General features: G+C 61.5%; 18 protein-coding genes. 14 read left to right on the plus strand and 4 right to left on the minus strand.

The annotated features are described in order from the left end of the window. On the minus strand, nucleotides 1-1,483 hold a 1,483-nt coding region (locus tag VF672_RS17930; RefSeq protein ID WP_331105898.1), incomplete at its 3' end, for a DUF6531 domain-containing protein. Between the two features lie 411 nt (nucleotides 1,484-1,894). Next, nucleotides 1,895-2,338, minus strand: coding sequence for a hemerythrin domain-containing protein (locus VF672_RS17935; RefSeq protein ID WP_331105899.1), 444 nt, complete (start codon nucleotides 2,336-2,338; stop codon nucleotides 1,895-1,897). Nucleotides 2,339-2,547: 209 nt separating this feature from the next. Here VF672_RS17935 and VF672_RS17940 point away from each other — a divergent pair, with 209 nt between their 5' ends. The 3 genes from VF672_RS17940 (at nucleotide 2,548) to VF672_RS17950 (ending at nucleotide 5,684) form a co-directional block, all read left to right on the plus strand. Beyond that, nucleotides 2,548-3,489: an aliphatic sulfonate ABC transporter substrate-binding protein gene (locus VF672_RS17940; RefSeq protein WP_331105900.1), complete on the plus strand. Its 942-nt coding sequence runs from the start codon at nucleotides 2,548-2,550 to the stop codon at nucleotides 3,487-3,489. Between the two features lie 15 nt (nucleotides 3,490-3,504). Continuing rightward, complete coding sequence (locus VF672_RS17945; RefSeq protein ID WP_331105901.1) at nucleotides 3,505-4,830, plus strand: LLM class flavin-dependent oxidoreductase; 1,326 nt, start codon at nucleotides 3,505-3,507, stop codon at nucleotides 4,828-4,830. 128 nt (nucleotides 4,831-4,958) lie between these two features. Further along, nucleotides 4,959-5,684: an alpha/beta hydrolase gene (locus VF672_RS17950; RefSeq protein ID WP_331105902.1), complete on the plus strand. Its 726-nt coding sequence runs from the start codon at nucleotides 4,959-4,961 to the stop codon at nucleotides 5,682-5,684. 21 nt (nucleotides 5,685-5,705) lie between these two features. On the opposite strand, the gene VF672_RS17955 is transcribed toward VF672_RS17950, so the two are convergent. Further along, complete coding sequence (locus VF672_RS17955) at nucleotides 5,706-6,560, minus strand: LysR substrate-binding domain-containing protein (RefSeq protein WP_331105903.1); 855 nt, start codon at nucleotides 6,558-6,560, stop codon at nucleotides 5,706-5,708. 294 nt (nucleotides 6,561-6,854) lie between these two features. Between VF672_RS17955 and VF672_RS17960 the strand changes: the two genes are divergently transcribed. From VF672_RS17960 to VF672_RS18005, 10 genes are all read left to right on the plus strand, one after another. After that, on the plus strand, nucleotides 6,855-7,697 hold the full coding sequence (locus VF672_RS17960) for a transporter substrate-binding domain-containing protein (RefSeq protein ID WP_331105904.1): 843 nt from the start codon (nucleotides 6,855-6,857) through the stop codon (nucleotides 7,695-7,697). 55 nt (nucleotides 7,698-7,752) lie between these two features. Further along, a complete protein-coding gene (locus VF672_RS17965; RefSeq protein WP_331105905.1) occupies nucleotides 7,753-8,601 on the plus strand; it encodes a transporter substrate-binding domain-containing protein in 849 nt (282 codons plus the stop codon). A 16-nt stretch (nucleotides 8,602-8,617) separates the two neighbouring features. Further along, nucleotides 8,618-10,057 (plus strand): FAD-binding oxidoreductase, encoded by a 1,440-nt coding sequence (locus VF672_RS17970; protein WP_331105906.1) that lies wholly within the window; start codon nucleotides 8,618-8,620, stop codon nucleotides 10,055-10,057. Beyond that, complete coding sequence (locus tag VF672_RS17975; RefSeq protein WP_331105907.1) at nucleotides 10,054-11,271, plus strand: aminotransferase class I/II-fold pyridoxal phosphate-dependent enzyme; 1,218 nt, start codon at nucleotides 10,054-10,056, stop codon at nucleotides 11,269-11,271. Before VF672_RS17970 ends, VF672_RS17975 begins: the two co-directional genes overlap by 4 nt. Then, on the plus strand, nucleotides 11,268-12,002 hold the full coding sequence (locus tag VF672_RS17980; RefSeq protein WP_331105908.1) for an amino acid ABC transporter permease: 735 nt from the start codon (nucleotides 11,268-11,270) through the stop codon (nucleotides 12,000-12,002). Before VF672_RS17975 ends, VF672_RS17980 begins: the two co-directional genes overlap by 4 nt. Beyond that, nucleotides 11,992-12,780 carry an amino acid ABC transporter permease gene (locus tag VF672_RS17985; RefSeq protein ID WP_331105909.1) on the plus strand — a complete coding sequence of 263 codons (789 nt, stop codon included), beginning with the start codon at nucleotides 11,992-11,994 and terminating at the stop codon, nucleotides 12,778-12,780. Before VF672_RS17980 ends, VF672_RS17985 begins: the two co-directional genes overlap by 11 nt. Next, the gene (locus VF672_RS17990; protein WP_331105910.1) at nucleotides 12,767-13,606 is read left to right on the plus strand and encodes an amino acid ABC transporter ATP-binding protein; all 840 of its coding nucleotides are present in this window, start codon (nucleotides 12,767-12,769) and stop codon (nucleotides 13,604-13,606) included. The genes VF672_RS17985 and VF672_RS17990 overlap by 14 nt, the downstream gene beginning before the upstream one ends. 33 nt (nucleotides 13,607-13,639) lie before the next feature. Further along, nucleotides 13,640-14,236 (plus strand): cysteine dioxygenase, encoded by a 597-nt coding sequence (locus VF672_RS17995; protein WP_331105911.1) that lies wholly within the window; start codon nucleotides 13,640-13,642, stop codon nucleotides 14,234-14,236. Nucleotides 14,237-14,267: 31 nt separating this feature from the next. Then, a complete protein-coding gene (gene metC, locus VF672_RS18000) occupies nucleotides 14,268-17,021 on the plus strand; it encodes a cystathionine beta-lyase (RefSeq protein WP_331105912.1) in 2,754 nt (917 codons plus the stop codon). A 351-nt stretch (nucleotides 17,022-17,372) separates the two neighbouring features. Next, on the plus strand, nucleotides 17,373-17,543 hold the full coding sequence (locus VF672_RS18005; protein WP_331105913.1) for a hypothetical protein: 171 nt from the start codon (nucleotides 17,373-17,375) through the stop codon (nucleotides 17,541-17,543). 104 nt (nucleotides 17,544-17,647) lie between these two features. On the opposite strand, the gene VF672_RS18010 is transcribed toward VF672_RS18005, so the two are convergent. Then, complete coding sequence (locus VF672_RS18010) at nucleotides 17,648-18,832, minus strand: MFS transporter (RefSeq protein ID WP_414705627.1); 1,185 nt, start codon at nucleotides 18,830-18,832, stop codon at nucleotides 17,648-17,650. 278 nt (nucleotides 18,833-19,110) lie between these two features. On the opposite strand from VF672_RS18010, the gene VF672_RS18015 reads away from it, so the two are divergent. Further along, on the plus strand, nucleotides 19,111-20,034 hold the full coding sequence (locus VF672_RS18015; RefSeq protein ID WP_331105914.1) for a Ku protein: 924 nt from the start codon (nucleotides 19,111-19,113) through the stop codon (nucleotides 20,032-20,034). Nucleotides 20,035-20,111 lie beyond the last annotated feature (77 nt).

A 20,111-nucleotide genomic window follows, 5' to 3' on the forward strand; every position in this document is an offset into this window, starting at 1 on the left:
GAACAAACCGCTGCCCCCGACGAACGTAGGTTTCCCTATGCTCAAGCCCCCGCATCAGTACCAAGCGATCTTTGCTGAGGCGAATGACGGTCAGGTTTTCAATGGCGTTGAAGTGAAACAGCTTGACCTTGGGCAGCGGGAGTTCATGGCTGCGGCCATCGGCGTCGTGGAAGACCAAACCGTCGCCGACGAGATCGAACCGCGTGGTAAACGGCGTGATCCAGCGTGCGCCAATGATGTCCTGATCGTAGGCATCCAGACTCGAACAGTAAGTCCGCGTCCACTCAATCGGAAACGGTCCCGGCAGGCTGAAGTCGGTATGGCTGACCGACTCCGAGCCCATCGCAAAACTGATGCTGTTCGCCGTCGACGCGCAGTGACAAGCGCAGGGACAGGCACAGGCGCATTTTTTCAATACGTTAGAGCGGCCCTTCGCAGGCCGCTCATGCTGAACAGCCTCCAGCTTCCCTTCACCCGCCTGGCGCCTGGCCTGATGGGTAACGCCAGGTTTGATGTTGAACGACTGCCCATGCCCGTTGCGCGAGCGCCAAGTGACCACCGCAGCTGCCAGTGTCTGCAGCAACGCCCCAATCGAGTTCTGAACCTCAGGATCCGCCAGACGATTAATCTGCGTTCTGAGGTCTTTGCCCAAGGCCCGCAACGCGTCGGCGTGACCGCGGACCTTTGCCTCCAGCTCTTCAGGCAACAGGGTCTCAACTGCATCATTGACTTTGTCTTTGCCCGCGGCAATGGACAGCTCGGCAACCGCTGCGAACATGTTGCCAATCGAAGCTTTGGGGTCATAAGCCCACTGATCGCGGGAGACGCTGATCAGGTGTACCGCCTCATTGATATTGCTCTCGACGTCAAGGTTGCCGACGACCTTTTTGACGCCGACCGCAACCTCGACCACCTTCTCAAGGCCATCGGCGATCTCGATAAGCACGCTTTCGCCCAGCGCGCCCGCGCCATCGAGAATCCAGGGAAGTTTGCCCTGCGCCTGTGTGACGAAGTCATCAAGCGTCCCAACGATATCGGCGTTGAGATGCCCGATCAGAATCTCGATCAGTGCATCGCCCAACACTGTCTTGCCGGTCCGACGCATCTCCTGACGCACCAGAAACAGCATTGGCCGCAGGCCCATACGCGCGGCTGCCATGGTGGGCGGGAATGGCATCATCCCGATCAGATTGATGCCGAGGCTGACCCAATCCAGAAGATCACGCTCCGGGCTTTTAGAGAGCGTGGCTATGTCATTCAGCGCATCCACCAGCGCCATGACGTTGCCCACTAGAGGCAAAAAACCGGCAGCGCTCTTGATCCGCTCAAGCGAAACAACCCCGCCGCTAATATCCCGAAGCCAGGCATCTACATTGGCCGCACCCGCCCCAACGTCCTCGAGCTGAATCAGATCAAGCGGAACGATCGCTACTTGAGGCTCGCGTTTGTCGTCGCTACCGGGTGTAAATTCGGGGGTCGCCAAGGATGCTCTCCGTGCTCAAAAACCATCCGAAAGGGCATGAATGCCAATCCGGGGGGCACGGAGATATCAAGGGCTGTGCCAGGTATGAATTAACCGATAAAAAACAATAGGTTAAGAGATTAAAGAACAGGTTTTAGCGGACACCACATCAGAGAGCCCGTAAAAGGTGCGCAAGAAGTTGCGCACCGCTGGGCAACTTCTGGCGCGTTCGTCTGCGGGTCAAAAAAGACGTAGGCTGCAGAGCATCAACCGCCCAGTTCTCACCAAAGGAGTGCGCGACTTCTTGCGCACTCCGACAGACCCGCTCCCAACCGCTCCTCACCACAAACACCGCATCGTGAACAAACACGGCAACAAAACGCAGCCAAAAAAAAGCCCCGACCAGTCGGGGCTTTCAGCATTCGGAGCGGCTTAAGCTTTAGCCAATTGCTCCTCATACTCCTTGTGATATTCGCGGGCCAGCGATTGCTTCTGCTTGTCGTCCAGCAGTTTCCCCGCCGACTGGAAGAACTTCTGTTCTTCTTCCTTCAAGTGGTGATGAACCTTCTCCGACAGCTTCTTGGCCGTGGCCAGCCATGAAGGGCTGGACATCTCGGTCTCGTCGAGCTCTTCCATCATCTCGTCCATCTCATGGTGCTCGGAGATGGCGTGGCGGCTGAGGTCGACGCCGTTGTCGTATTGCATCAGCGGGATATAGAAGAAGCGCTCTTCAGCGGTTTCATGGGCCTGCAGTTCGGCTTTGAGCTGCTTGTAAGCTTCGACCCGTTCCTCGCTGTCGCCATGGGTTTCGACCAAGGCATCGGCATAGCCGCGCTGCCGATCATGACTCTCTCTGAGGGCTTCGAAAATGTTCACGGTTGCTCCTGGGTTCGGCTATGCACTGATGTGCTGCTCACTAGACCGCAGCGCCTGATCAGCCGTTCCGTTTGTACTTTGGGCATATGCATAGAGCTATAAGTTTCTTTCATAACCTGCTGGGTTTTTTATAATGAAAATGAAGCTATTTGAACGTGCTCATTCGCTTTTGTGCTGAGCGCTCCTCCTGTGCAGATTCAAGGATCCTCATGTCCCTGCGAAAGATCATCGTGGCCGCCGCATTAATGCTGGCGACCGTTACCGCCCATGCCGAGCAGGTCATCAATATCGGTTATCAGCGCTCGTCCACGCTGTGGATCCTGCTCAAAAACGACGGCCAACTGGAGGAGCGGCTCAAGCCGTTGGGCTTCACCGTCAAATGGCATGAATTCAGCAGCGGATTGCTGAGCGCCATGAATGCCGGAAGTGTGGACCTCCATGCCGACGTGGCTGATGCATTTGCCTTGTTCACACAAGCCGCCAATGCGCCGCTGACCTACTACGCCCGTGAGAACCCGTCCCCGACCGCGCAGGCCATCATCGTTCCCGACAGCTCACCGATTCGCAGCGTCGCGGATCTCAAGGGCAAGACCGTCGCGGTGTCGAAAGGCTCGGGCAGTCATTTTCTGTTGATCTCGGCCCTGAAAAGCGCCGGGCTGACGCTCAAGGACATCAAGCCGATTTACCTGGAAGCGCCCGATGGCGTGGCCGCATTTGCCAGCGGCAACGTCGACGCCTGGGCGATCTGGGACCCGTTCCTGGCGACCCAGCAGCGTGAACATCATGTGCGCGTGTTGACCGACGGGACCGGGGGCATCGCTAACTACAACCGGTTTTACGTGGCCAATACGCGTTTTGCCAAGGATCACCCCGAGGTCCTCCAGCTGGTGTTCGACACCTTGCGTCAGGCAGGGCAATGGGTGAAAGGGCATCCCGAAGAAGCGGCGGCGAATCTGGCGCCGCTGTGGGGCAACATCCCGCCGCAGACCGTCGAGCTGGCCAACAGCCGGCGCAGCTATGACATCGTCCCGGTCAAGGTGGATGAACTGGCAGAACAGCAGCGCATCGCCGACTTCTATTTTGAAGCCGGGATGATCCCCAAAGCGCTGAAGGTGTCCGACATCGCTGTCTGGACCCCACACGCCCACTAAGTCAGGAGCGCGATCATGAGTCGTCACATTCACCTGTCGGCGTTCCTGCTGACCGGCCCCGTGGTTCACAGTCACGCGGTCTGGCGTCATCCCGAGACAGTGGGGCATTACCTCGAACCCGAGTACTACGCCCGCACGGCGCGTGTGGTGGAGGAGGGGCTGTTCGATTTCCTGTTCTTTGCCGACCGGCTGGCGGTGGGCGACCAGATGGGCGGCTCTCGCGATCTGGCCCTGCGGTATGGCGCGCAGGACGCGACGCGTCTGGACCCGCTGCCGATCCTGTCCTACCTGGTCGGGCAGACGAGCAAGCTGGGCCTGGGCGCTACCCGCTCGACGACGTATTACGAGCCGGCGCACATTGCCCGGGAGTTCGCCACGCTGGACCATCTGTCCAGAGGGCGCGCCGCCTGGAACATCGTTACGTCGATGAACGACAGCGAAGGACGCCTGTTCGGCAAGGACAAGCACCTGGAGCACGACCTGCGCTATGACCGCGCCGACGAGTTCGTCGAAGTGGCACTGAAATTGTGGCGCAGCTGGGCGCCGGATGCGTTGAAGCTGGATCGGCAAAGCGGCGTGTTGGCCGATCCATCGAAGATTACCTCCGTGCAGCATCACGGCGAGTGGTTCAAGGTCGAGGGCCCGCTGAACATTCCGCGCACCCCCCAAGGGCGCCCGGTGCTGATTCAGGCGGGCTCGTCGGGGCGTGGACGGCGTTTCGGCGCGCGCTGGGCCGAGGCGATTTTCACGATTCACCCGCACCTGAAAGCCATGCACGCCTTTCGCGAAGACGTGCGCGGACAAGTGGTGCAGCAAGGCCGCCACGCCGACGGCTGCAAAGTACTGATGGCGGTGATGCCGTTCATTGGCGGCAGCGAAGCGGAGGCGCGGGCCAAGCGCGACAAGCACAATGCCCTGGCGCGGCCCGAACTGGGGCTGGTCACGCTGGCGTCGCAGCTGAACGTGGACCTGTCGCCGTTTCCGTTGTCGGCGACGCTGGCAGAGATCGCGCGATCGCCGTCGATACCGCCCGCTGCGGCGGAAAAGCTGCTGATGCAGGGGCCGGACACCACGCTGGAGGAGCTGGGCAGGATCTTCGCCAGCAGCGTGCGGGTGCCGCAACTGGTCGGCACGGGCGCGCAGATTGCCGATCAACTGGCAGAAATGTTCACCCTTGGCGGCTGCGACGGCTTCGTGATTTCTCCGGCGTATTTGCCGGGCTCGTTCAGCGAGTTTGTCGAGAGCGTGATTCCACACCTGCAGCGCAAAGGGCTGTTTCGCACCGCCTACGAAGGTTCGACCCTGCGTGAGCATTTGGGGTTGGAGGCGCTGGATTCGTGAACCCGGCTTCCAATGAAATCACCCCTTCGTACAGCCCGCCGACAGCTTCTGCTGATCACTGACGGGCTGACATCCGCAACATGCTGCGTATGATGGGCCGAACGTTTTTCGCAAAAAGGCTCAACCCCATGATGAAGTTTTTCGCCGCGCTGCTCTGCGTGTTCACCGGTCTGGCCCATGCAGAACCGGCGCTGCTCACCGACCTGGCCCTGCCGTATCTGGCGGCGGCGCCCGCTGAATCCAAAGACAAACCGCTGGTGATTTTCCTGCACGGCTATGGCAGCGACGAGCGCGATTTGCTCGGTATCAAGGACGATCTGTCGCCGGATTACACCTACCTTTCCGTGCGCGCACCGCTGGAAATCGACGGCGGCGGCTACAAGTGGTTCACCCAGGACACCGATCAGGCCGAATACGAAGGCGTGACCAGCGACGTCGACAAAAGCACGGACCAGTTACGCACTTTAATCGAACAGGCCACCGAGAAATATCACACCCAACCGGACAAGGTGGTGCTGGTCGGCTTCAGCCAGGGCGCGATGATGAGCTACCAGATCGGCCTGCAATATCCGGAACTGGTGCGCGGCATTGCGCCCCTGAGCGGCAAAATCCTGGCGGCCCTCAATTCGCGCCTCAAACCCGACGAGCGCCTGAAGGCGCTCAAAGTGTTCATTGGCCACGGCTCGGCCGACACCCGCGTGTCGTTTTCGGGTGCGACCGACGCCAAGGCTGTGCTGGAGAATTTGCTGATCGTTCCCGAGTTTCATTCCTACGCCGGGGCAGGGCATACGATCACAACGGCTGAGGTTGCGGACCTGAAGCACTGGCTGGAAGGGCAACTGCACACTGATTGACCATTGATGAGGCCGGGGCCTTTACCCGCCCTGGCTTCCACGAATCAACTCATAGGCTCGTCGCGCCAGTGGGTTCACCGTGTTGGGGCGAATCCACAGGTAATAGGTGACGTCCGGCATTCTTGGCAAACCGTCGGCTTCCCCCAGCACTCGCATGTCCGGCCCGAGCATTTCCATGCTCCGTGCCGTGACCCCAAGACCCGCACGGGTGGCAGCTTTGATGCCGATCAGGTTCGATGCCAGGTAGGCCTGCCGCCAGGCGATGTCGGCGCGCTCCAGTGCTTCAATGGCGTAACGCCGATAAATGCTGGGCTCGTCCACAAGGATGAGCGGTATCGGCTCACCCGGTACGTGCATGTACTGCGCTGAACAGATCCACCACACCGGCGAGGTGCGCAGGGCAAACCCCTCCAGAGCCGGGTCCTCGCGGGTCGAGATCACCATATCAACCTTGCCGCGGTGCAAATCCTCCATCAGAAACGGGCTTCGACCGACGTCGATCTCCAGTCGCAGCTTCGGCGCCGAACGGGCAATGTGGCTGAGGATCGGCGGCAGAATGGTGTCGGCGATGTCGTGAGGCGAACCGATGCGCAGCACGCCGCTCAGGCTGCTTTCGCGCAGCGAACTGAGGGCGTCGTCATTGAGCGACAGCAATTGTCGAGCATGACGCAACAGCTGGCGGCCCGGCTCGGTGAGGTGCTTTTGGCGCCCCTGCTTCAGAAACAGGCTAACGCCGACCTGTTGCTCCAGACGCTGCATCTGTTGAGTGACCGACGACTGCGTTCGCGAAAGCTGCGCGCCGGCGCCAGCGAAGCTGTGGTGATCGACGACGGCGACAAAAGTGCGCAGCAGTTCGAGGTCTAGGGTCGAGGACATGTTTTCCAGCCTGTAAGCGTCAGTCGGGCAAGTGCTTTTTACATCAGCTGAACGGGTTAATACATTACGGAATTTTATGAATGTGAGAAGCCCAGTTTTTAAAAATACCGATAAATCCCAATAAACACGCGCTTATGCCTTTTGGCTTCAACACCTGAAACCAGAAAGTTATAACCATATTTGATATTTGCATTTCCGCTCCGGCAGTTCCCTCCCTAGCATGCAGCTCATTACAAGGCGCTGACGCATTACCCGTCGCAAGCGCCGAGCCGATGTCCATCTGAGGGGAAGTCCATGCCGTCCACGCGATCGCCAATTGCTCGTTACCTGCCGCTACTGATTGGCGCCGCCGTGACGCTGGGCACCAGTTTTGCGGCGCAGGCCGATGCCACGCTTGACAAGATCGAGCAACGCCATCGTCTGGTGGTCGGCGTGCTGTTGTCCGGTGGCCCGTTCGGGTCCATTGATCCTTCCAGTCAGAAACCCGAGGGCATGAACGTAGACCTGGCGGAGGATGTAGGCCGCCAGCTGGGTGCCGAAGTGGAACTGGTGTCCGTGCTGCCCGCCAACCGCGTGCAGTTCCTGCAGCAGGGCAAGGTCGATCTGCTGATCGCCAACATGGAGTGGACCGCCGAGCGTGGCCAGCAGTTGGGCTTCGTACCCACCCCGTTCTATCGCGTCGGCGGCACGGCAGCGGTGCTCAAAGACAGCAAGATCACCCGCTGGGAAGACCTCAAGGGCCAGCCGGTCTGCACGTCCCAGGGCAGCAGCTATGTCAAGCCGCTGACCGAATTTGGCGCTGAACTGAAAGCGTTCAAGAGCTCCTCGGAATCCCTCCTGGCCCTGCGCGGCAACAACTGCGTCGCGGCGGTGCACGACGCCACGCTGATCAACCCGCTGATCGCCGACAGCGCCGAATGGAAGGGCTACCGCGCGATCACCCCCGAGCTGAATCCGGCGCCATCGGTGATCTGGACCCGCCCTGGCGAAACCGACACTCAGGCCAAACTCGACGCCATCGTCAAAGACTGGCACCGCACCGGCTGGCTGATCGAAGCCGAGAAGCGCCACCACATCACCCCGGCCTCGCCAGCGCTGGTCGAGCTGCACGACAAGTTCCAGGCCGCGGGCGCCTGAGCCGCTGCTCTCTTTTCGCTCGGTTTTCCAGGTTTTCCTTACAAGGCATTCGTTCATGAGCAGCTTTTCCATCGGCAAGACCCTGTCCGCTATTGGCCTCTCGATCGGCGTGGCAATGGGCGCCACCCTGGCCCACGCCGACGCGACGCTGGACAAGATCAATCAGCGCCACAAGATCAGCATCGGCGTGATCCTCAGCGGCCCGCCGTTCGGCACCATCGATCCGAAGACCGGCGATCACCTGGGCTACAACGTCGAGCTGGCCAAGGGGATCGCGCAGAAGCTCGGCGTCGACGTGGAGACCGTCTCCGTACTGGCGCCCAACCGCGTGCAGTTTCTGCAGCAGGGCAAGGTCGACATCCTGATTGCCAACATGCAGTACACCGATGAGCGCGCCGAGATTCTCGACTACGCACCGACGCCATACGAGGAAGTCGGCGGCGCCGCGCTGATCCGCAAGGGCGCGGGTATCAGCCAGTGGGAAGACCTCAAGGGCAAGCCGGTTTGCGTGTCTCAGGGCAGCAACTTTATCAAGCCGTTGCAGCAGACCTACGGCGCTGAAATCAAGGCGTTCCGCAGCCAGTCCGAGTCGCTGTTGTCCCTGCGTGGCAACGGTTGCGTAGCCGCCGTGCACGTCAGTCCGACCCTGCACGCGCTGCTGGATGATCCGGAGTGGGCCGACTACAGCATCCCGCTGGCCAATGACCTCATTCCGTCGAAATCGGTGATCTGGGTGCGCAAGGGCGAGCACGATATCCAGGCAAAAATCGACGCGATCATTCGCGACTGGCACCGCAGCGGCTGGCTGATCGAAGTCGGCGAACGCACTGGCATGGCCCCCTCTCAAGCCCTGCGTGACCTGCACGAACAGTTCCGCAGCGCCGTGCCGCTTGCCACGAAATGACCCTGAGAGGCCAGCGATGCACAACGATCTGTTCCAGACTTTGCAGCAATTGATCGGCGCCAGCCATGTGCTGCCGGGCGCCGAATCTGCGGCGCAGCTGACCGACAAGCAGGGCAGCTACGTCGGTCAGGCGCTCGCTGTCGTGCGTCCGGCCAACACCGAAGAGGTCGCGGCGGTGGTCCGCGCCTGCGTCGCCCACAGGGCACCGATTGTGGTGCAGGGCGGCAACACTGGCCTGATGGGCGCGGCAACCCCGGATGCCAGCGGGCGTTCGGTGTTGTTGCTGCTCGATCGCTTGAATCGGGTGCGCCAGATCGATACCGACAACGACACCCTTACGGTCGAGGCCGGCTGCATCTTGCAGAACATTCAGGACGTGGCCCGTGAAGCGGGGCGTCTGTTCCCTCTGAGCCTCGGCGCGCAGGGCAGTTGCACCATCGGCGGCAACCTCGGTACCAACGCGGGCGGCACGGCGGTGCTGCGTTACGGCAACACCCGCGAGCTGACCCTGGGCCTGGAAGTGGTCACCGCCGAAGGCGAGATCTGGCATGGGCTGCGTGGGCTGCGCAAGGACAACACCGGTTACGACCTGCGTGATCTGTACATTGGCAGTGAAGGCACCTTGGGCATCATTACGGCGGCGACGCTTAAACTGTTTCCGCTGCCCAAGGCGCAAAGCACGGCGTTTCTGGCCTTCGATTCGCTGGCCCAGGCGGTGAGTTTTCTGTCCCATGCCCGCGCCGGTTTCGGTGCCAGCCTGACCGCGTTCGAACTGCTCACCGCCGATTGCCTGGCGCTGCTGCGCGAGCAGTTTCCCGAAGGTCCGCAGCCGTTTTTGAATGCCGCTCAACCCTGGTTCGCTTTGCTGGAACTGTCCGATAACCACAGCGAGGCCCATGCCCGTCAGGCATTCGAGGACGTGTTGGGTAGCGCCTTTGAAGCGGGCCTGCTGGCTGATGCGCTGATTGCCGAAAGTCTGGCCCAGAGCGAGGCGCTATGGCTGCTGCGCGAGAACATGAGCGACGCGCAGAAGCGTGCCGGACGCAACATGAAGCACGACATCTCGATCCCGATTTCGCGCATCGTCGAATTCGTCGAACACACCGACGCCTTGCTGCAAGAACACTTCCCGGGCGTGCGCAATTTCACCTTCGGTCATCTGGGCGACGGCAATCTGCATTACAACGTCGCCCACCCACTCGCGTCCACCGTCGAGGCACACATGACCCACTACTCCGAACTCAGCCAACGGGTGCACGACAGCGCCCATGCCCACGGCGGCTCGATCAGCGCCGAGCATGGCATCGGTCAACGCAAGCTGAGCATGCTGCCGCGCTACAAAAGCGCCGTCGAACTGGACCTGATGCGCCGCATTAAACAGGCACTGGACCCTCTCGATCTGCTCAATCCAGGCAAGGTCCTGGCGAGCGTCGAAAGCCGGAGCACCGCCCCATGAGTGTTCGTTTGTCCAAGCGGATCCAGCGCGTTTCGCTGTCCGCCAACGCGGCGGCCAAATCCCGGGCCACCGCCTTGCGTGAGGCCGGTCGCGACATCATTGACCTGACCACCGGCGAGCCGGATTTTGACACGCCCGAGCACATCAAGCAGGCGGCCTACACAGCCATCAACGGCGGCGCGACCAAGTACACGCCGACGCCGGGGGTTAAAAAGCTGCGTGAAGCGGTGCAGCGCAAGTTGCGGCGGGAGAACCGTCTGGACTACGCGCTGCCGTCGATTGTCATCGGCAACGGCGCCAAGCAGGTCATCTTCAACGCCTTCGCCTCGACCCTGGACGATGGCGATGAAGTGCTGGTGCCGGTGCCTTACTGGCCGTCGTTTCCGGACATCGTACGGGTCAACGGCGGCGAGCCGGTGTTCATCGAATGCGACCTGGACCAGGGCTGTAAACTGACCTCCGCGCAACTGGAGCAACACATTAACGAGCGCACCCGTTGGCTGATCCTCAACGGCCCCGGCAACCCGAGCGGCGCGGTGTACAGCGAAGCGGAGCTGCTGGCGCTGGCCGACGTGTTGCGTCGTCACCCCCATGTGCTGGTGCTGCTGGACGAGCTGTACGAGCACATTCGTTTCGACGGTCAGCCTGCGCTGAGCCTGCTCAACGTCGCGCCGGACCTGCAATCCCGTGCCCTGTTGATTGGCGGGGTTTCCAAAACGTACGCCATGACCGGTTGGCGCATCGGCTTTGGCGCCGGCCCTCAAGCGCTGACCAGCGCGATGACCGTCATGCAGTCGCAATCCACGTCCGGCGCTTCGTCGGTGGGGCAGGCTGCGGCATTGGCAGCGTTCGAAGGCGGTCTGGGTTTCTTGCCGGAGCAGATCCAGGCTTACCGGCAACGCCGCGATCTGTTGGTCGCCGCGCTGAGCGACGTAGACGGCCTGGAGGTGCTCGTACCCGAAGGTGGATTTTTTGTCTTTGTTCGCTGTGCCGGATTATTGGGACGCGTTCGTCCCGATGGCCAGCGCCTGACTGACGACGGTGAAGTGGTGGATTACCTGCTGGAGCAGGGCGTGGCGGGGGTAGCCGGCAGTGCTTACGGTCTGTCTCCGTGGTTCCGCTTGTCCATCGCAACGGCCACCAGCAGCGTGATCGAGGCTGGACGGCGCATCGCCCACGCCTGCGCCCGGTTGCGGGTCGAGGCGCTGGCATGAGTCATTGGCTTGAAGGGTTCGTACACTGGACGGCCACGTTCGGTCTGAACTACAGCTTTCTGCTTGACGCCTATCAGCGCGGCTCGCTGGCCAATGGTGCCCTGACGACCATTGCGTTGTGCGCATTGACCATTGTCGGCAGCCTGCTGGCGGGCCTCGCATTGGCGGCGATGCTGACCAGCGGCAAGCCGTATCTGGCCAGGCCTGCGCGGGTGTTCATCGAAGTGACCCGCAACACGCCGACGCTGGTGCAGCTCTACTGCGCCTTCCTGGTGCTGAACATGCTGCTGACCGAGGCCGTTGGCGCTGCAAACCCGCTGACGCCGTTCGCCTGGGTGGTCATCGTGATTTCCCTGCACAAGGGTGCATTTCACGCCGAGGCCTTGCGCGCCGGCATCGAAGCGGTGCCGAGCGTGACGCTGGAAGCCGCCAGTTCCCTGGCCTTCAATCGCCGCCAGTTGCTGTGGAACGTGCAGCTGCCGCTGGCGATGCGTTTCGCGCTCCCGTCGCTGATCAACAACCTGATCGACCTGGTGAAGATGACGGCCGTGGCGTCGGCGATTGCCGTGGGCGACATCACTTACGCCTCGATCATGATCTGGACCCAGAGCGACAACGTGCTGGAACTGATGATTCTGCTGCTAGCGTTCTTCGGCCTGCTCAGCTTCGTCGTCAACTGCGTGGGCCGTGCCCTCGAAGCCAAATTGAGGATGCCCGGTTATGGCCACTGATTCGTCTGTGAGCTTGCCGCCTGGGTGGCCCCGTCGGCATCCGGGCAAGCTGGTGCTGCTGGGCGCGGTGCTGTTGTGGCTGGTCTTCGGCGCTCCGAAAAGCCCGTTGTTTGCGGCGCTCCGGGAGTGGTCGCCAGCGCTGGCGGTGGGGTTTGGTCAGAACATTCTGATCAGCCTGCTGGCGATTGCCATCGGCTCTGTGCTCGGCCTGCTGGTGGGTGCACTGGCGGTCTCGCCGCTGTGGATCACCCGGCTGCCGGCGAAGGTCTGGGTGCAGGTATTTCGTAACGCGCCGTGGCTGGTGCTGATCTATTTCACCACTTACGTTTTCCCGTTCGAGCTGCACATCGGCAAGTTCTGGGTCTCGTTTCCGGACTGGGTGAAAGTCACCCTCGGCCTGGCATTGCCAGCCAGCGCCAACGTCGCGGAAATCTTTCGCGGGGCCATTGGCTCCATCCCCGGCACGCAATGGGAAGCCGCGCGCTCCCTGGCGTTCACCCGCGCACAGATCTTCCGTTCGATCATCCTGCCGCAGTGCTTCAAGCGCATGTTGCCGCCCTGGATGAACCTGTATGCAGTCATCACCATGGGCACCGCGCTGGCGTCACTGGTCGGCGTGCATGACCTGATCGACACCGCGCAGATTGCCAGCAACACGGTCAACCGGACCGGCTTCACGGTGCTGATCTACTTCAGCGTGCTGGCACTGTTTTTCGCCTACTGCTATCCGATTTCCCGACTCACTCAATTCCTGGAGCGACGTTATGCCTTCTCCTGAAACGCACGCCGTTGAACCTCTGGTCAGTCTGCGCGACATTCATCTGTCGTTCGGCAGCAACCGCGTGCTCAAGGGCATCGACCTCGACGTTCAGCGCGGGCAAGCGGTGTCGATCATCGGCCCGTCGGGTTCGGGTAAGTCGACCATCCTGCGTTGTATCACCGGGTTGTTGCAGACCGAGCGTGGCAGCATTCGGGTGGGTGACACCGATGTCCACGCGCTGAAGAGCGAGGCTCAGCGCATCGAACTGCGCAAACGCGTGGGATTCGTGTTCCAGCAGTACAACCTGTTCCCACATTTGTCAGTGCTGGAAAATCTGGTGATTGCGCCGCGTAAAGTGCTGGGCGAGACGCTGGCGAACGCTGAAAGGCACGCGCACGAGCTGCTCGCCAAAGTCCGCATGGAACACAAGGCCGATGCTTATCCAGGGCAGCTGTCCGGCGGTCAGCAGCAACGCGTCGCGATTGCGCGGGCATTGGCCATGCGGCCGGAACTCATCCTGTTTGATGAAGTGACCTCGGCCCTGGATCCGGAGACCGTCGGCGAGGTGTTGACGGTGATCCGCGAGTTGACCGAAGAGGGGATGACCTGCGTGCTGGTCACCCACGAAATGCGTTTCGCGGAGGACATCAGCGATGTCGTGTATTTCACCGAAAACGGCCTGATCGTCGAGCACGGCAGCCCCGAACAAATCTTCCAGCACCCGACCAATGAGCGGACCCAGACGTTTTTGCGTCATGCCCTGGGCGATGCGGGACGCCGTCCAGTCCCCACTGGCGATCCGTTTCTGTTGAGCAATATCAGCCGTTACAGCCTGTCGGTCTGATTTCCGTGCCTGAACATCCATAAGGAGTACCTGATGAGCATCGAGAACCGCAGCCAAGCCGTCGAAGCCTTTCTGCAGCAGATACGCGCGATCCATGAGCGTGGCGTTGATCGCGACGCGCTGAAAAGCATCGTCACGCTGCTTGAGGCGCTGGCGGAGCACCGTGATCTGTTCAACTTCGACACCTTTCCCGCGCCAGTGCCGGGCGAGGGTGAGACCGCGTTCCGTTACCGGCTGAACGACGACGGCGAGACCCCGACGCTGTACATCAACTCACTGCTGCCGGGCAAAAGTACGCTGCCCCACAACCATGAAACCTGGGCGGTGATCGTTGCGGTCGAGGGGCAGGAGATCAATTACGTCTGGGCGCGCACGGACGACGGCAGTGACCCGGCTTTCGCCCGGCTGGCGCTGGAAAAGGAAGTGGTGGTGCAGCCCGGAACGCCCATCAGCTTCCTCGGCGAAGATTTGCACGGCATCAAGGTCGAGGGAGAGCAACCGACCCTGCATTTCCACTTGTATGGCCGCCCGCTGGAATCCCTGAACGGGCGCTACGGCGTGAACCTGGAAGGCAAGGTGCTCAATTACAACGCCTCGCAGATGGCCCCGTCGATCAAGGCCTACGCCTGATGGCGCTTTACAACAGAATCACGAGAACGTCATGAGCCAACAAGTCACCCCGTTACAACTGCACGCCTGGCTGTTCGATGGACAGGAAATAGCCGTGTTCGATGTCCGCGAACATGGTCAGTACGGCGAGGCGCATCTGTTCCATGGGGTGAATCTGCCCTACAGCCGCCTCGAACTGGACGTGTACCGCCTGGCGCCCAACCCTGGGGTGCGCCTGGTGGTCTACGACCAGGATGATGGCGACGTCGCTGGACGTGCCGCGCAGCGCCTGACAGCGCTGGGCTACAGCAAAGTGCATCGTCTGCAGGGGGGCGTGCAGGGTTGGCAAACGGCAGGGCTGGAGGTGTTTGCCGGTGTGCACGTGCCCTCGAAGGCATTTGGCGAGCGGGTCGAAGAGGCGCGGCATACGCCGCATATCACCGCCACTGAACTGGCGGCGTTGCAAGCCAGTGGCGAGCCTCTGGTGCTGCTGGACGGTCGGCCATTCGATGAATACCGCAAGATGACCATTCCGGGTTCGGTCTGCTGCCCCAATGGCGAACTCGGCTATCGACTGGCCGAGCTGGTGCCGGACGAGACCACGCCTATCGTGGTCAACTGCGCCGGACGCACGCGCAGCATCATCGGCGCGCAAACGCTCATTGACCTGGGAATAAAGAATCCGGTCTTCGCCCTGGAAAACGGAACCCAGGGTTGGTACCTCGCCGATTTACCGCTGGAGCATGGCAGCGAGCGCCGATACCCGGATGTTCCGGCGGGCGCACCGCTGGACACCCAGCGTACGGCAGCTCAAGCGCTCGCCCGACGCGCCGGGGTGCAGACGGTGAACGCGGCGCAGGTCCAGGCGTGGTCCGAGGACGCATCCCGCAGTCTGTTTTTGTGCGACGTGCGCACACCGGAAGAATTCGCGATGGGCAGCTTGCCAGGGGCGCAGCACACGCCGGGGGGGCAGTTGATTCAGAGCACCGACCTTTACATTAGCGTGCGTCAGGCACGCGTGGTGCTGGTGGACAACGATGGTGTGCGCGCCCCGATTGTCGCCGCCTGGTTGCGCCAACTGGGTCATGACGCCTCTGTACTCGAAGGCGGTTTGAACAGCGGACTGCGTCTGCCCCTCCCTAGCGCGGGTGCCGTTGCGCCCTTGACCGCAGTGAGCGCCGCCGAACTGGCGCAGGCCCTCGCAAACAACGCCGTCACGTTGATCGACCTGCGCAGCAGCATGGCGTTTCGCAAGGGCCATATCGAAGGTTCACGCTGGTCGATTCGCCCTCGGCTGGCAGCCGAAGAGGTCGCGCAAGATAAACCAGTGGTGTTGGTGGCTGATCAATCGGGGGTGGCGGCGCTGGCTGCACTGGAGTTGCCGGATGAGCTGCGCCGCTCGGTTCGCTGGCTGGATTTCAAGCACTGGCATGCGGCCGGTTTTGCCCTCAACGAACGCCCCGATGACCCGCCTGACGAGCAGTGCATTGATTTTCTGTTCTTCACCCATGACCGTCATTCGGGCAACAAGGCGGCCGCCCGGCAGTATCTGGCGTGGGAGATCGGCCTGCTGGGGCAAATGACCGAGCAAGAGATCGCCAGCCTCAAACCGCTGCCGGCCATTGCCGAGCAGGAGCGCGTTCGCACCCGGCTGGTGCACGCTGCCCGGGGCGCGAAGGGCGACGGACCGCGCGGCGTGAACCCGCCGGTCTCGCGGATGAGCACCGTCTTGTTTGACAGCCTTGGTGACATGCGCGACGCGCGCAAGCGGCGTGATACCGAACGCGTTCTGAGCTACGGCGCGCGTGGCAACCCGACCGCATTCGAGCTGGAAGATCTGGTCACCGAGCTTGAGGGTGGTCACCGGACGCGTTTGTTCAGCACGGGGCTTGCGGCCGTGGCACAGACCTTTCTGGCGTACCTGCGTCCCGGCGATCATGTGCTGATCACTGACGCGGTGTATTCACCCGTACGGCAAATTGCCGAGGCGTTTCTTGCGCCGTTCGGCATTCAGTACAGCTACTTCTCTGCCGACGGCAGCGGTCTGGAGCAACAGCTGCGCGCGAACACCCGGATGGTCTACACCGAGGTGCCCGGCTCGCTGTTGTACGAACTCTGTGACCTTCCCGCGATGGCCTCGCTGTGTCGGTCCAGAGGCGTTCTGCTGGCGGTCGACAACACCTACGGCTCCGGCTATCAGTACCGGCCGTTGACCCTCGGCGCAGACATTTCCATCCTGGCCCTGACCAAATACCTGGCAGGCCACAGCGACGTGGTCATGGGCAGCGTTTGTACCACCGAAGCGGTGTGGCAGCGTCTGGCGGTGATGACTGACACCTTCGGCAATACCGTCAGTCCGGACGATGCTTACCTGGTGCTTCGCGGCGCCCGCACCCTGGCCGCGCGGCTGGACGTGCACGAGCGTCAGGCATTGCACGTCGCACGCTGGCTTCAGCAGCAGCCGCAGGTCAAACGGGTATTCCATCCGGCACTTCCCGACCACCCGGGTCACGCGTTGTGGAAGCGCGATTTCAGCGGCAGCAATGGGCTCCTTACCTTCGAGCTGGACGATGCCGACCCCCGCCAGCTGGAGCGCTTCATCGACGCGTTGCAGCTGTTCGGCCTCGGCGCGTCATGGGGTGGATTCGAAAGCCTGATCATCGTTGCGAACGTGGCCGATCGTGATAACGCCCCGGACAAATCCCTCAACCCGTTGCTGAGGCTGCACGTTGGACTGGAGGATGTGGATGCGTTGATTGAGGATTTGCAGAGGGGGTTCAAGGCGATGGCTGATAGGGGACATTAAGTTGGTAAAGATCCGAAAGGTCTTGGCCTCGCCCTGTGGCATGCTCAGGAGCTTTGCGGTTTATGTTACGCAACACCACGCCGAAGCCGTTTGCGGATCAAGATTATCTTGCTGGAAGGTCAACCGACCGAGAGTCATCCCCTGACAGGGTCGGTTGCCCCATTGATGTTGATGGCGTTGAAGGTTTACGCGCAGTTGCTGAGATGCAAAGTCATCCAGATCGAACGCCCTGAGCCAGGCGTGGTGAACTACTATCAGGTACTGGGGTTCGAGTTCGACACAGCTGGATGCCTTGTTATTTCAGCCGATCGTTTCTAGGATGTCCCCTAGGACCACAGCAGGGAGGTGCTCATGAATATCAAAAAACGCAAGGCCAAGATTCGGGAAATGACAGTATTCCGAGCCGAAGCGCACAAGCGTGCTGCGGGGTATGCTCAAGCTCAGCTGCACTTTCTGCGCGTAGCGATCGAAATTGGAAGAGACCTTGAACCAGCCGGCCCCATGGCTGGGTTCAGGGGCTGACTCCTCAAAAAAGAAAACCGCCGATATCGGCGGTTTTTTCTTGCCCTGTAATCAGCGCCTCACGCCTATGGCCCGAGCATCCTGCGCGTTCTGTGCTCCGTTATTCATGGCCGTGAGTTCTTCAAAAAACCCAACAACGCCAACACCGGAAACACGCTCCCCACAATGACAATCCACGTCCAGCCCCCATGGTCATACAGCGCGCTCGCCACCACCGAGCCGGTGGCGCCGCCGATGAAGATGCTGGTCATGTACAGCGCGTTGAGGCGGCTGCGGCTTTTGGCGTCGAGGGCGTAGACCGCGCGCTGGCCGAGGACCATGTTCATTTGCACGCAGAAGTCGAGGATGACGCCGGTCACCGCCATGCCAATCACGGCGTAGGCCGGCTCGATCAGGCTGGGCAGGAAGCTCAATGCGGCAAACAGCATGGCGCACAGGCTGGCGACGCGCGTGTGGCCGGCGTCGGCGAGGCGCCCGGCAATGGGCGCCGCGATGGCGCCGATGGCCCCGACCAGCGCGAAGAGGGCGATCTGGCTTTGCGACAGGCCATGATTGCGGGCCAGTTCCAGTGGCACGGCGGTCCAGAACAGGCTGAACGTGGCAAACATGCAGGCTTGGTAAAACGCGCGCTGGCGCAGCACCGGTTGCCGGCGCAGCAAGGTCCAGAGTGATTTGAGCAGTTGCCCATACGTGGCGCTGTGGGCAGGCTGATGTTTGGGAATGGTCGTCGCCAGCACCCCGCTGATCAACAGCATCACCGCGGCCGCCGTGCCGAACACTGAGCGCCAGCCAAAGTGGTCGGCGATCAGGCTGGCAGCGGGCCTCGCCAGCAGGATCCCCAACAGCAGGCCGCCCATGATGCTGCCGACCACCCGCCCGCGGGTTTCCTCCGGCGCAAGGTTGGCGGCCAGCGGCACCAGAATCTGCACCGCCACCGAGCTGAAGCCCACCAGCAACGAGGCGATCAGGAACAGGTTGGGCGTTTGCGCGAATGCTGCGCTGAGCAGGCTGAGAATGGCGACGCCGGTGGTGACGATCATCAGCCGGCGGTTTTCCAGCAAGTCGCCCAGCGGTACGAGGAAGAACAGGCCCAGGGCGTAGCCGATCTGGGTCAACGACACGATGAAGCTGGCCAGCGTGCCGGAGAGACCGATGTCAGGTGCGATCAAACCGATGATGGGCTGGGCGTAATACAGGTTGGCAACGATCGCGCCGCAGCAGAACGCGAACAGCGTCGCCAGGCTTTTGGTCATTGTGACGCTGTGGGTTGCGGGAGAAATGGACGTCATGCGGATACCCGGAAAGGGCGCAGGCCCGGCAGACAGCGCCGGTACGGCGTGCAGAAAAGAGTGGCGCGAGGTTAACGCTTTTTCGTTGCGTTAAGAAGAGGCGACAAACGATAGAGTTAGCTTTACCCACCGCACGCCCTCGTTCAGGTCAATCACCGCGCCAAGCCCGGGCACCCCGCGCCAATAGCGACGCGCCGGTCGGTCGGCCGAAACTTTTCCGCATGCGCCTCGGTCACTTCTTACACATTCCCTTCACACACCATCGGAAAATTAAAACTATGCCTCGGGCAATCTGGAAAGGCGCGATCAGTTTTGGGCTGGTGCATATTCCTGTGGCGCTGGTGTCGGCGACGTCGCGCCAGGGTGTTGATTTCGACTGGCTGGACAAGCGCAGCATGGACCCGGTCGGCTACAAGCGCATCAACAAGGTCTCCGGCAAGGAGATCAATAAAGAGAACATCGTCAAGGGCGTGCAGTACGAGAAGGGGCGTTACGTCGTCATCAGCGAGGACGAGATTCGCTCCGCGCACCCCAAGTCTACCCAGACGATCGATATTTTCGGTTTCGTCGACAGCGATCAGATTCCGCTGCAGCACATCGACACGCCGTATTTCCTGTCCCCGGACAAGCGCGGGGAGAAGGTGTACGCGCTGCTGAGGCAGGCCCTGGTCGACACCGGGAAGGTCGCCTTGGCGCATGTCGTGATTCGCACCAGTCAGCATTTGGCCGCGGTCATGCCGCTGGAATCCGCCATTGTGCTGGTGCTGCTGCGTTGGCCATCGGAAGTGCGTGGCCTCGCCAGCCTGGAGCTGCCCAAGGAAGCGACGGACGTCAAACTCAGCAAGAGCGAACTGGACATGGCCAAGCGCCTGATCGACGACATGAGCAGCGAATGGACGCCGGACGCCGAGGAGTACCGCGACACCTTCCAGGACCAGATCATGGCGTTGGTGGAAACCAAGGCCCGCGAAGGCAAGATCGAGAATGTCGAAACCGACGCAGGCGATACCGAGCGTAAGTCGGCGGATGTCATCGATCTGACCGAACTGCTCAAACGCAGCCTGGGCGGTCGCAGTGGCGGCGCCAAGGCTGCGCCTGCCAAGGCCAAACCGGCGAGCAAAGCCAAAGCCGAGGCCAAGGATGACGCGCCGGTCGCCAAACGCCGTGCCCCGGCGCGCAAGAAGACCACCAAAGCATCGTAGCGTCCCGAGCGCCTGCACGTGCGTAGTGCCGGCGTTCAGGGTGAAGCGTTAAACGATGCAACGTTTCAATGCGCAGA

The organism is Pseudomonas sp., from assembly GCF_036387035.1.
In the GTDB taxonomy this organism is placed as follows: Bacteria; Pseudomonadota; Gammaproteobacteria; order Pseudomonadales; family Pseudomonadaceae; genus Aquipseudomonas.